The organism is Methylobacterium sp. 001424705, assembly GCF_059816145.1.
On the sequence record NZ_JCBANU010000030.1, the window covers coordinates 1 to 13188 of the forward strand.

General features: G+C 60.0%; 9 protein-coding genes. 5 read left to right on the plus strand and 4 right to left on the minus strand.

From position 1 onward, the window contains the following. The coding region (locus AC6EUL_RS19575) for a beta strand repeat-containing protein (protein WP_499872118.1) at positions 1 to 3096 on the plus strand (3096 nt) is incomplete at its 5' end. A gap of 83 nt (positions 3097 to 3179) precedes the next feature. Here the strand turns inward: AC6EUL_RS19575 and AC6EUL_RS19580 are convergent. Then, positions 3180 to 3371 carry a hypothetical protein gene (locus AC6EUL_RS19580; RefSeq protein ID WP_499872119.1) on the minus strand — a complete coding sequence of 64 codons (192 nt, stop codon included), beginning with the start codon at positions 3369 to 3371 and terminating at the stop codon, positions 3180 to 3182. Between the two features lie 504 nt (positions 3372 to 3875). On the opposite strand from AC6EUL_RS19580, the gene AC6EUL_RS19585 reads away from it, so the two are divergent. Further along, a complete protein-coding gene (locus AC6EUL_RS19585) occupies positions 3876 to 4643 on the plus strand; it encodes a CDP-diacylglycerol diphosphatase (protein WP_499872121.1) in 768 nt (255 codons plus the stop codon). Between the two features lie 320 nt (positions 4644 to 4963). Beyond that, the gene (locus tag AC6EUL_RS19590) at positions 4964 to 6043 is read left to right on the plus strand and encodes an acyltransferase family protein (protein WP_499872123.1); all 1080 of its coding nucleotides are present in this window, start codon (positions 4964 to 4966) and stop codon (positions 6041 to 6043) included. Between the two features lie 305 nt (positions 6044 to 6348). On the opposite strand, the gene AC6EUL_RS19595 is transcribed toward AC6EUL_RS19590, so the two are convergent. The 3 genes from AC6EUL_RS19595 to AC6EUL_RS19605 form a co-directional block, all read right to left on the minus strand. Further along, the gene (locus AC6EUL_RS19595) at positions 6349 to 6879 is read right to left on the minus strand and encodes a hypothetical protein (protein ID WP_499872125.1); all 531 of its coding nucleotides are present in this window, start codon (positions 6877 to 6879) and stop codon (positions 6349 to 6351) included. Between the two features lie 1066 nt (positions 6880 to 7945). Further along, positions 7946 to 8941 carry an AAA family ATPase gene (locus tag AC6EUL_RS19600; protein WP_499872127.1) on the minus strand — a complete coding sequence of 332 codons (996 nt, stop codon included), beginning with the start codon at positions 8939 to 8941 and terminating at the stop codon, positions 7946 to 7948. A gap of 17 nt (positions 8942 to 8958) precedes the next feature. After that, positions 8959 to 10701, minus strand: coding sequence for a Mu transposase C-terminal domain-containing protein (locus AC6EUL_RS19605; RefSeq protein WP_499872129.1), 1743 nt, complete (start codon positions 10699 to 10701; stop codon positions 8959 to 8961). A gap of 536 nt (positions 10702 to 11237) precedes the next feature. On the opposite strand from AC6EUL_RS19605, the gene AC6EUL_RS19610 reads away from it, so the two are divergent. Together AC6EUL_RS19610 and AC6EUL_RS19615 are read left to right on the plus strand one after the other, a co-directional pair. Further along, positions 11238 to 11750 (plus strand): helix-turn-helix domain-containing protein, encoded by a 513-nt coding sequence (locus AC6EUL_RS19610; protein ID WP_499872131.1) that lies wholly within the window; start codon positions 11238 to 11240, stop codon positions 11748 to 11750. Positions 11751 to 12288: 538 nt separating this feature from the next. Next, positions 12289 to 13149, plus strand: a complete 861-nt coding sequence (locus AC6EUL_RS19615) for an SGNH/GDSL hydrolase family protein (RefSeq protein ID WP_244472574.1) — start codon at positions 12289 to 12291, stop codon at positions 13147 to 13149. Positions 13150 to 13188: the final 39 nt, after the last annotated feature.

A 13188-nucleotide genomic window follows, 5' to 3' on the forward strand; every position in this document is an offset into this window, starting at 1 on the left:
ATCGTCAACGGCGTTACCCTGACCGCCGCCCAGCAGGCCGCCATCTTCGCCGCCAGCATCGAGACCATCACCGACGCCTCCGGCACCTACACAAAGCCGAGCGCCCCGACGGGCAACCCGACCAGTGCCACCGACCTCACGACCAGCGCCGATGTGGTCGCGCTGACCGGCGCGAGCCCGCTCGTGACGGCCACGGCGACGACGTTGAACGCCGGAGATCGTCTCGATGGCGGCGGACACGCCGTGCTGTCCCTGTCAGGCGGAGGCGCCTTCAACCTGTTGGCCCTGCAGCAGTTCACCGGCTTCCAGGGGGTGCAACTCACCAACACCTCCTCCTCCGATGCGGCCCTGATCCTGCGGGACGGTGCCGATCTGAAGGTGACGCTAAGTGACGGCGGCCCCCTGAACCCGCCAGCCAACACCCTGCCCTCCACCGGCGGCATCTCGGTGACGCTGGCCAAGAGCGTCGTGGCGATCACCGGCGGTAACGAGGTCGACAGCTTCACCGCGGCGACGCCAGCCCAGCTGATGGCCGGCAGCACCCTCGACGGCGGGGGCGGCCGCGACACGCTCAATCTGAGCTACGACTTCGCTGGTCACGCCGGCACGTATCAGTTCGATCCGGTGACGGGGAAGAGCACCTATGTTCCGCCAGCCTCACCCGATACGGTCTACGACCTGACCAAAGTCAGCCTCAGCCACATCGAAACCCTGTTCGCCAACGGCGGCGGGACCACCAACGGCGGCGCGACCGTGGTCAAGGTCGATACCGCGTCGCTGAAGGACTTCACCACCCTCTACCTGAACAACAACACCGTGCTGACGACGGATGCCGCCACCCTCGATCTGACGGGCAAAAGCATCCTCGGCTTTAGCGGCGGTGGAGTGATCACGAGCTCGAACACAGCCGGCACGGCCTTCGCCACCAATAGCGCTACTGTGGCCGCCTCGATCCAGGGCGGTACGGGCCAGGATACGGTGATCGTCAACGGCGTTACCCTGACCGCCGCCCAGCAGGCCGCCATCTTCGCCGCCAGCATCGAGACCATCACCGACGCTTCCGGCACCTACACAAAGCCCGCGCCGCAACTTCTGAAAGGCAAGGCGATCGACGGTTACCTCTCCGGAGCTACCGTCTTCGCCGATACCAATGGTAACGGCACGCTTGACCAGGGCGAGGCCTCTACGGTCACCGATGGCCAGGGTAACTTCATTCTGACAGCCGACTTTGTAACCCTGATCACTCAGGGCGGAATAGACACGTCTACGGGCTTGCCCTTCGTTGGATCACTCAAGGCCCCCGCCGGATCGACGGTAATTACCCCCCTGACGACCGTTGTCGTTGCGCTCGCCGCCCAAGGGGTCGCCGATCCGGTTTCGGCGGCGAAGATCGCCTTCGGGCTGGCCGCCTCGTTTGATCTCATGAGCACCGATCCAGTCGCCGCGAGTGTGGTCGGTAATGCCGACGCACTCACTGCTCTCAAGATGGGGGCGGTGGTCGCCAACAGCTTGGCGCAGATCACCGCCGGTCTCCAGGCCCTAGGAGCGACGCCCGCGGCTGCCGAGGCGAGCGCCGAGAAGGCGCTCGCGGCCTACGTCACTAGTCACACAACTATCGACCTCACCGGTGCAGCGGCGATCAAGACCGTGGCCACCGGCGCCGGCCTGCCGGCCGAAACGGCGGACACGATCGGGGCGACCACCGCCGGTTGGAACGCTAAGCTAGCGGCAGCTAGCGATGTCGAGGCCTTGGCCGCGGTGCAAACGAAGGCGCAGGGCGGCAATGGCAACTCTGACGGGAATTCCGGTGGAGGGCAGACGGGGGGAGACGGACCGCCGGTCAATACGGTGCCCCTCCTGAGCGTGTTCCCCACCGCCGACGGCCTCATCAACTCCGCTGAAGCCAAGGCTGTCAGCTTTACGGTGAAAGGACTGGCCAGCGACGAGAGCGCACTCATCACCTTCACTGATGGCACTCACACCCAGCAGGTCAACGTAATTGCCAACAGCACCGCTACCGTGGATCTTTCAGGTCTCAACGGCAGGGTCACGTCGCGCCTCACCATCAGCGACAGCCACCAAGTGACCGCGACAGTGGAAGGCAACAGCGTCCTGCTCAACACCTACGCTCCCGCCCCCGGCGTGACTCAGACTGTGGACATTGATAGCGCAGGCGGTAAGCTGGTCAGGAACATTGACTCGAGCACAGGCTATTTAGTCGAAAGCGAAAGCTACAACTCAGATAACCAGATACTTGAAGTCAATGTATATAATACATCAGGTCAAATGATTAGTGGAACCGTTCGTAGCTATGATAATGATGGGCATTTGATCCAGCGCAGTGGTACAATCTATGATCCGTTAGATGCCCATGTTATCAAATCGACAACAGTTAAGGCCGATGGCTCACGCGTCATTATTGACAACTCTATTACTGGTAAGGCGTACACTGACCAAGTCCAGGCCTATGATGCTGCAGGGAAGGTTGTAAGTACGATCCGCCACTATGGGGATGAGGCTCACACGCTAGCGATGAGTGAGATCTTCAACAGCGACGGCTCAGGCGAGGTACACAGCTACGACACGCTTGGACGGGAGGTTTCGCGGGCCACCATTAATGCGGACGGGGCGTCGCATGTTGTGAACTCGACGTATAAAGGCTCGTTGCTCACCGCGAACACGGTGCAAGACATGCTCTACGACGCCGGACACAAGCTCCTCTCGCAGAATGTCACCAACGCCAACGGGACGCATACCCAAACCGCTTATCAGGCTGGGCAAACGTTGGTCTCGACGAGCGGAGTCTCCGATACGTTCAAGAGCTATGGGGGAGATACGTTCGTATTTGCTGCTGGTTTCGGGAAAGACACGGTTACGGGGTTCCATGCCGGATCGGCTGCCGGACACGACGTGCTGTCCCTGGACACGGCTGAGGTCTCGGACTTCGCTGAATTGCAGGGCCACCTCAAGGCAATGGGAGCGGATACGTTACTGACTCTCACCGCCGCTGACACCATCTTGCTCAAAAACGTGTCAGTTACCATGCTGGCAGCTGATAACTTCCATTTCCAGGACCACGGGCTCTTCCACGCCTAAGTGCGTCAGGCTGTAACCTACTGCTGTGCCAATTTAGTTGTTTGGCACAGCAGGGCCTTATCTCCTCTGCATGGCGCTGAAGACTAAGGTATCGGGCGGCGCGAAGCTTTATTGCCATACGATTCGGCACTTGTATGATGCGCCTTCGCAAGAGCAACCAGCACGATACCAAGTGAATCGCTTTTAGAACAATCCTCAAGCTGATTGCCAAGCGCAAGGTAATAAGCCTTGTTAAAAGCTTCCTTCTGATCGATACGGACACGGAGTTCCGCCATCTCCGCTATGCTGGGTCGTACCGGTACACCGAGGAAACGTGAGAACGTTCGGCCGAAGTTAATCATCCGGATACGATACCAACATCCAAGCCTGTTTGATAGCTCGTGTGCTTACTCGGCGTATTCTGCCGGGCGAATGAGCGCGCTTTGGCCACCCAAGCTACAGACGCGACTTGAGAACTGTCCGCAAGCAATGGGTCCGTTGGGCCGGGCGTCCGTTAGCATTCTAGAACTCATACGGCCACCTACCTCGGCAGCCTCATGGTGTCCGTGTGGGCATGCCCGTGCGGACAAACCCTATTCGGCAGCTTTTACTTTCGAGGACAGATCGAAAAGTCAGACTGGGCTGCTTGTCATTTTAAGGTTCGGGCTGGCCGACGATCTGCGGCTCGGTGCTGCCCAAGGATCTCTGCGGACTGATCGGCGCATCTAAGGTCCTTTAATATGCCCGAATGGCCGATGTGTATTGTGCCGAGTTCCGAGCAATGGGGAGGGTCAACTGACGTGAGGTCTGCGTTCCCGTTTCAAGCGCTCCTGCTGGCCGTTGTGGTGGCAGCTTCGCCAGCTCAAGCTAGCCCCGATCCTTACCGTGACGTCCTTTGGGTGGCACTTCAGGGCTGCCTTCTCACGAAGAAGACCACAGGCCGCGCCTTTCCCTGCTTAACTGTCGACCTCGGCGACAAGGACCGTCCCGGAACGGCCGTGCTGCGCGCGCCCGGACAACCAACTCACACCGTTGTCATGCCAACCACAGCGGTGGTCGGCCTAGAAGCACCTGAGCTCCAGCAGGTGGCCGGCAATGCCTATTGGAAGGCGGCGCTCGCCGCCCGGTCCTATGTGGTCTCGGCCATGGGGGGACGATTGCCGGTTGAGCAAGTGGGCTTAGCGGTGAACGCAGAGAACGGGCGAACTCAGGACCAACTTCACATTCATCTGGATTGCATTAGGTCGAGCGTCCGCGCCTCCCTGCAGCGCCATTCCCATCGCCTGCGAGAGACCTGGATAGGGTTTCCCGGCCTCCTTGAGGGGAGAAGCTTCTTGGCCCGGCGCATCAACGCGGACGAGGTCGATAGTTTCAATCCATTCGCCGCCTTGATGCAGCTCCCTGGTCGCTTACCCGATCTACGCGCAACGAGCTTTGCAATCATCCCCGACGCACACACCGGACTGGGCAAAGGGTTCGTCATGCTTGCCTACAGGGCCACCAAAGCCCACGCTGAAATGCTTCTGGATCATAGCTGTGCCGTTGAGCAAACGACGATGCCTCGTTGAACTGAATGAAACGTCACAGGTCCGTCTAGATTAGCCAACCTAATCGATCAGACCGGAAAACCGTGGTTATCTGTACATCCCTGATCGCCAGCCCTTAGGCAGGCTTGCTTTCACAGGTTTCAAAACCTGCACTACAAGGTACAAAGCAACTTGCTGGTCGCAACCGCCTGTCGACGGCATAGGTGTAAATCCATTCGAAGCGCCGATCGCAGCCGCTTAGCGGGCGCTTGCCCTTGTCCACCAGCGATGACACAGAGGCTCTACCCGGATCTCGCATGCGCTGCCATCGAAGGTGCCGGTTGGGAAGCATTGGGGCAGGAATGGCGAGAGCGGAGCTTCGATCGTTGACGGGCGCCCGAGGTTTGGCAGCCATCAGCGTCGTTCTCTACCATCTTGGAGAAGCTATTCAGACGCGCTTCGGCTTCGAGACCCTCGCTTTTTTTGAGCGAGGCTACATCGCGGTCGATGTGTTCTTTGTCCTTAGTGGCTTCATTATTGCCTACAACTATCATAATCTCTTTTCAGCCAGCATCTCGCTCGTAGACTATGCAGGATTCATCGTCAAGCGCGTGGCCCGGCTCTACCCGCTCTATTTTGTTCTGACTCTCGTATACTACGTTAAAAACACAGTCCGCGTGGGCGATCCATTTGCAAGCCAACCGACACTTGGAGATTGGATAGCAAACCTCACCCTAGCGAATGCTTGGGGGTTCGAAACAGTCAGAGTTCTCGGTGTCCCTTGGTCGATCAGCACTGAGCTCTTCGTCTATTTCTTTTTTCCTATGCTTGCGCATGCGCTCGTGCGCTGGCGACTTATGTCAATGGTTCTTACTTTTCTTGCAGTTCTCGTCCTCCTAGCCGTCGCTGGGTCCGGCCGAGGCGTCAGCGGTCCGCTCGATGTTGTCGCCGAAGGGTCGATGCTACCGCTCCTGCGCTGTGTTGCCGGGTTCTCACTTGGTCTCCTCACTTATCGCTCTGTCCGTCACCGCATCGGACAACCCATGGAAGGCGCCAATGGTCTTCTTGTTGCGACTGGTACCGCTAGCATGACCGCCTTGGCCTTCGGTTGGGATGTGCCCGTCGTGCTTGTCGCCTGTCCTTTGATTATTGCAGTTCTAGCCACAGGATCGCACTTAGGCGACCGCCTATTCGCCAATCGACCGATGCATCTCCTCGGTGAATGGTCCTATGCGATCTACCTAGTGCATGCCCTTTGCATCAATTCAGCCCTTCGTGTTGCGGCAGAACTAGAGAACGTTATGTCCATACCGCTAACGGTGAGTGCACCTGTCCTGTTGATCATCCCCATGCTTGTGGCTTCAGCGGCTCTCCATCGCTTCGTCGAATTGCCATGTCGACGATGTTTCTCCGGCCACTTCGCTGCCGTAGGAGCACGGTGAGCGAACGAAGCATCGGCTCCCCTTACACGAGGGAGCCTCGTACCACGCCGACGCTAACATGAAGCTGGATTACGTCGGGGCCTGTTCCGCAAGGAAACGGTGGTATTACCGACATCAAGTCATGACCGAAGCCGTCCTGATTCGTTCGTAGAGCGGACAGGCGGGTCCCAACCCTATGCGGTCATTTCTGAACCACTCCCGCACTGATCTCGCCAAGTGTAAAGTTGTCAAGAGGGGGGACCAGCAAAAAATATAATCTGATTTGACGGATTATTCACGCAAGATGTTATTGTGAAAATGAATACTTATTGCTCCCGAGTCCGTTCGATGCTACTGCCGCCTCTTTGGCGCAGTATGGAATTTACGACTTGTCCGTCCGCGCTGAGTATTTTAGAAAAATTTGCGTTTACAGTATTTCTGGCATTTGCAACATCGCTTTCAAAGCGACCTTGAGCTTGTCCGCAGTTTTCACTCGCGAGATTTTCGATTTTGAAGCTACTTCCTTGATTTTGCGTGGAAACATTCCATACCGTTGAATCCTTACCTTCGCAAAATCTCTGCCCTGTGCGAGAAACTAGACAGAGATCGCGCTTGATATAAGAATTTATGTTCCAGTGACATGTACGATCATCGATGGGATGATTCCAAGTTGATGGACGACCCGATTCATTTTTAGAGACGTCCATCAATCCTGCATAAACAGCTACAAATTTCTCTGCTGTCCCATCACTATATTTAACTAGGTACGGTATTTGAGCAGACTGTATTTGCTCTGCCATCGCCGATGAGGCAACAATAACTGAGATTATGGCCACACCAAACCGGCTGATAATCATTGCTGCCCTCTCTGCATAACGAGGTCACAACTCTTGACGGCTGCGATACGAGCAGCATTTGTGCATGAGTTTATTGCAAAGATTTGCTGGACTGCAACAGAAATCTGACACCAGCCCCCATATTGGGTTTGTGTAAAAGGTGCGAGTTTTGCACACACTCGCGTGCCCGTTGAGGGACTGCTTACCGCCCAAACAAGACATTCGTCCTATTTGCTGCGTTGTCGGGTATCCGATCGTTTTTCTGACTGTCGAGGCTACTCAGCATAAATCGACGACCGAAAAGGGAATTGCCGTCCGGTAACCGCGTCAGCTTTTCATATGTCAGGGAATGGGTGGCGGACAATCAGTTCTAAGACATCGGCAAGAGCCTTTTCCACTTTGCCTATTGTGCGCAATAGTAAAACATTTTGGTCAAGGTGGGCCAGGGACGAACAGCGGATTCATGTCCCGCTCTGCTAGAAGTAGACAGTAGAATGCCACTCAGCCTGGCCGCACTCTCCGTATTACTCGGCAACCTGGAAAGAAACCTTTCCATCGCCTAAAAGGATTTCCAAAGCAATGAATGCGAGCGGTGGGCCGTAATCCCCTCCCACACCCCGCATACGCGGGGATGACCGAACGGCCGCCCGGAGGCGAATTTTGCGCTCGCATTACAAGCCATATACGGAGCGCAAACGCTGCTCAACCGGGAAAACCCATTTTGGGGCACTGAGGCGGCTTGATGTCGAAAAGGCATACGAGGAGCCGGGATGTGCAATGCCATGTTGAACAATCCGGCGAGGTCGTTCAAGGCGTCGCCGATGCCGCTGGCTTCCCCCACCGAGCGACGCATCACGAGCACGCAGGCTTCCTGACCCTTGGACCGTCGCTCGTATGAAGCGTGCAGGCGGTGTGGCGCTTTTTGGGACCGAACCGAAGCGGATGGCGCTCGCCCGCCTCGTTGATCGCCATGATAGGCATATGTTTTGGATTGACGTGCTCGTTCATCTGAGACGGCCTTTCTGAGGAGAGGGAGACCGGCCGGCGCAAGGCTAGGTAGGGGTACGCAACGCAAGGGGAGGGGGGTTCAGCGCCGCTTCGGGAGGCGCTTGAAGCTGCTTTGACGCTCGACCTGAGGGGCTGCCTTGGCCTTCGCCAGGTCACGCGAGAAGTGCGGGAAGAGCGACAGCGCCTCACGCAGATGATCCACGTTGACCGTCCGGCTGCCGGCCGCCTCGGCGACGGCGCGGGCGATAGGCAGCACCTTGCCGATGCCGTCCGCGTGGTGGGTCTCGGCGAGGGTGCGGCACAGCCGGAGCGCTTCCGGCTCCTCGACGGCATACTGGCCAGCGAGTAGGTCCGCATCCGCGTCGAGGATGCAGTCGATCTCTTCCCGGATCGGCAGGCGCCGGGCGATCTGCCGGATGGCTGCCTTCTGCGAGTTGACGAATTTCAGTACCTCGTCGTTGCCGAGGAACAGCATCTGGACGTGGGCCTGCTCGCTGATCGCCAACAGGTCGCGTGCCACGCGGTCGGCAAGGTTCTGCGCCTCATCGAACAGCAGGACGGGAAATTCGCTGGCCTTGGTGCAAAGGAGCTTCATCGTCGCGGTGACGCTGTAAACAGTGTGCAAACCGACGTGAGGGGCGACTTCCTCCAGCACCGCCATGGTCGAATTGCCCATCACGCCGGTGACGGTCACAAGGCCGACGGGCGGCCCTTCCATCGTGCCAGAGCGGCGGACCGCCTCCTCCAGCGCACGCGTCTTACCGACGCCGGGCGCCCCGGTGATGAGCCCGTTGTGTCCGAACCGTACGCAGCGGTCGATAGTGTCGAGCACAACATGGGCCGCCGAGGTCATGACGAACGGGGTGTCCCGGCTGACATGCGCCTGACGGCGGGCCTCGAACGCCTCTTTCTGGGCGGCTTCGGCCGCGCGCTGTGCGGCGATCTCCGCACGCTTCTGGTCGATACGCTCCTGACACCTGCGCTCTTCGCGCTCTTCCTCCTCGCGCTCCAATCTATGCGCCAGGATCATGCGCTGGCTGGCAAGGGGGAGGTGAGCATACTTGGGATCGAGCATGGGCGTAAGGTCGTTCATCACAAGCCTCTGAAGCGTGCGCTGCGTTCCAGGGTGGCCTTGAGCTTGGCCTGCTTCTCCTCACGGTCGCGGTCGCGCCGCTCGGTGGGGCTCTCCATGATGCGCCGGCCGATTTCGGCGCGGTTCCCGCCTAGCTCGATCGTGCCCTTGCTCGCCGGCACCGGCGGCGCGGACTGACGGCGGCCGGAGGTGATCATCTCCGTTTTCACGTCGATCCGATTGAGATTGGCCGCCTCGGATCGGATCGCGTCGCGGGCCACGCCCTTGCGCCGGGCGGCCTCCGCAGCCCCGGCTGGATCGAGGCGGGAATAAACTGGGTCGGGGAGGGCGATGCCGATCAGCTCGCCCTTCATCGTGAACACCGGCACGGCTGGCCAGCACAGGTACTTCGGCAGGCGGATGCTGACCCTGTCGCCGGTGTGGCGAGCCAGCTCGTCGCAGTAGAACCACTCCCTACCGACCCTGATCTTGCCGTCTTGGACCTTGCGGGTGGCCTCCTCCGAGAAGGCCGTCATCAGCGCCAGTTCGTCTATGTCGGTGCGCTGCCAGCCGGCGGCGACCGCCTGCGCGTAGGCTTGCTCGGGCGAGCGGCCGGCCAGATCGCCGGTCTGCCGCTTCGTGTTGTAGAAGGCGAGAAGCCCGAGGAAGTCGTGGGAGAAGTCGTCGAAGGTGCCGTCGAACGGGGAGGGCGCTTTACCGAGGTTGGCCCGCCGGGAGTTCATGCGGTCGCCGCCGATGTAGCCGGGCACCGCCGAGAGGATCGTCTGCTCGATGACGCGAAATGAGCCTTCGATAATGCCCTTGGCTGCCGCGTTGTAGGCGGTCGCCCGGATCAGCGCCCTGCCCCGACCGAAGTCCTCGCAGTCCAAGCCGGCGAGCTTCAAGGCATCCGGCAGGAACTCGGCAAAGCCGTACTCGGAGCCGTTGTCGAGGTAGAGCTTACCCGGCATGCCCCAGTGCAGGTCCTGGGTCATATGGATAAAGCTGTCGATGACGTCGCTGTTGCGGATCGCGGTGCCGGGCTCGCACAGCACAAGGTCGATGCGCATGCGCCGAGTGCCGGCATCGAGCCATGCGATGCCCTTGGGTGTCGCCAGCGTGCCGTCGGGCCTCGCGACATACACGTCGAAATGATGGACATCGCCGAAGACGAGTTCCATCGGGGCGAGCCCGGCCGAGGTGAGGCGGACGCGCGGGCGCTGATCGTCCCAAGCCTTGATGTCCGTGCGGTACTGATGGACGCGCCGGGCGTTGCGGCCAGCCTCGACGACGCCCTTGGGCAGTTCGCACGCCGGCATGATCTCGGCGAAGGTGGCGCCGATCCCGGCTTTGAGGGTGAGGTCTGCGAGGTATTCGCCGGCGAGGCGCTGGACGACGCTGTAGGCCGCGCCACCGCCCCATAGGTCGCGGATGCGCTGGCGGACCTTGCGGGCGATCTCGGCGCGCAAGGCATCATCTAGGCCGGCGGTAGCAGCGTCCCAACGCTTCGTCAGGATCAGCCGGCTTTCCGGCTTTGTCTCGCGGCGCTTGCGCATCAACGCCTTTAAGCCGCCGACCGTCGCCTTGCTGACCTTGCGCTCGATGTCGCGTAGGCTCGGCGTGATCCACACGCCGTGCGGACCGCAAACCTCCACACCAGCTAGCGCCTCGATCGCGGAGCGTCGCTCACGTGAGCCCTTCGGGTGCGTCAGAGCGGGCCGGAGGAAATGGGCCCACCACTCGGCCGCTTGAATGGCTTTCATGGAAGCCTTCAATGGGCCTTCAACAGGGGAATGCAGAGTTTCAATGCGTAGCTGGAGTTCGACCGGAAGGCTGGTCGAAAGCACCTCAAAAGATGTACCCCCGACCCCGCCTCCAAGCGCAGCCCGACATTGCCGAACTTGAAGTGCAGCTCCACGCCAGAATGGAGATCTTTGTGTGAAAGCAAGGCTTAGGCTTTTTGCTGCACCCCTGCGGCTTATCCCAGCAATGCGGCTTAATTCCACTGTACCGATCCAACGATGCATGAACTTACGCCGCTGTTACAGAGGCTAAATTCAGCAATCGGGCTCGTAACTCGCGAGCAGCTGGACCGTCACGGCGTCCCTGAAGGACAGCGGTAGTCCACTGCCGAGAGACACCATTCTCCTCGCACCATTTCGCTAGGGAGCTGCCTTGTTGTACAAGCGCAGCCCTAACGGTCCAAAGCAGTTCCGGTGACGGAGCGGGCAAGAGGGCGATCCTAGCGCAATCAGAATGCAATCAGGTATGGTTGCATTCTGATTGCAGGTCAAGCGGTATGTCTGCTCAAGCTGTCTCAGCGTTTATCGACAAGCTAAAATCAGTATTGTGGGCAACATCTGATGATGAGCTTGCGGGTTTACTCCATGTTGGGAAAAGTACAATTGCAAGCTGGCGACGCAGGGGAAACATACCCGCCAAAGTCAGAAGAGACATATACCTAAAATACAAGGTTGATTACGATCTTATCGCAACTGGAAAGCCTTGTAGCGACGTTCAGAATAGCCATTTGTTTTCAACTGCGATCTATGCAGCAGTGATGAAACTAGCGAAACAGATGGATGAAACCGAGATTGAAGAGGCTGCTAGCTGGATAGCCTCACACGAAACCGATTTCAGAGCGCTCATTATCGATCCAGTGGCTTTTTTTGTCGCCGATCCATTTAGCACTGCGGCTCACGAGCGGATGCTGGATCAGGTTTTGTCCGGCGATCTTGCTTCGCTGACGGCATTCCGTCGCTTGCAGGAAGAAGTGCGGGAGGACGAGGCTCCCACGGAGGAGGGCGCTTAGGTTCCCCACCCGGTTCTCCACCTCGCCAGTTTAGCGATTGATCCTAGGAGGCAGTTCCCCACTCCCGCTCACAAATATTTGCGAAATCAGTCACTTACAAATCGGGCGCAGATAATTGGCGAGGTGGATGAGATACGTGACGGCTCCCCAGCTAGCATGAGGTAAGCCCTGGAAAAGCAACATTTTTTTCTGATCGCCGCCAGTTAGCGGTGACAGGCGAGCCGCCAATTTCGCTGCGCCGCCCCAAGACCCCGTCCCAGACCCCATGAACGCCGTTCGCATAAGATATATTATGGAACCAGAACCCGTCGAACCGGGGCAGGGGCCTCCCGCGACGAAGGGTTCACCCATTCCCGACACCGCGTATTCATGCAATCTCCACACGGGCGATTCACGTCGTTGCCAGTTCTTGGGCGCGCAGCGACCGCCAGGGGTGCTAAACCGCTGGCGGATGTCACAATTCCTCCTCATAATACATGATACCGGGCACCAGCCGAGCGGATGCCCGTCCGAATCGATCCTCTCCGAAGCGAATGCGATGCCGATCCTTGCACGCCCCTCCGCTGCCCTGAGCCTGGTCCTGCTGGCCGTCGGATCCGTTTCGCTCGCCACCGGCGCGCCGGCGCGCGCGCAGGCCGAGCCGCAGCGCACCGCCCTGGTGCAGCCGCCCCAGGCCGCGGCGATGGAGACGGCCCGACCGATCGTCCGGACGGCGATCCCGCGCCGGGCGCTGGCCCGCCTGCCCCGTCTCGCCGGCCTGATCGCCCAGGGCCAGGCCGTCCGCATCGTGGCCTTCGGCTCGTCCTCGACCGAGGGCTCCGGCGCCTCCTCGCCGGCCACCACCTACCCGGCCCAGCTCCAGCGCGACCTCACGGCGCGGCTCGGGGCGATGGGCGCGGAGCATTCCGCCGTCACGGTGCTGAACCGCGGCAAGGGCGGCGACGATTCCGAGGCCATGGCCCGGCGGCTGGAGCGCGACGTGCTCGCCGACAAGCCGGACCTCGTGATCTGGCAGACCGGCAGCAACGACCCGATGAGCGGCGTCAGCGTCGCGCGCTTCGCCGAACTCACCCGCGCCGGCATCCTCGCCATGCGGGCCACCGGTGCCGACGTGGTCCTGATGGACCAGCAATGGTGCAAGAAGCTCTCGACCACCGCCGGGGCCGAGGCCTACGGCGCCGCCCTGCACGCCATCGCCACCGAGCTCAACGTGCCGGTGATCCGCCGCAACGCGATGATGCGCGCCTGGGCCGCCCAGGGGCTCCTGTCCCCGACCCAGATGATCGGTCCCGACGGCCTGCACATGACCGATGCGGGCTACGACCGCCTGGCCCGCGCCGCCACGGCGCAGCTCCTGGCCAATGCGGGCCTGCCGCAGGACGCCGGCACCCAGAACTGAGCCGAGGAGGGGATCGGGGGAGGCGGTGGACTGCCCTCC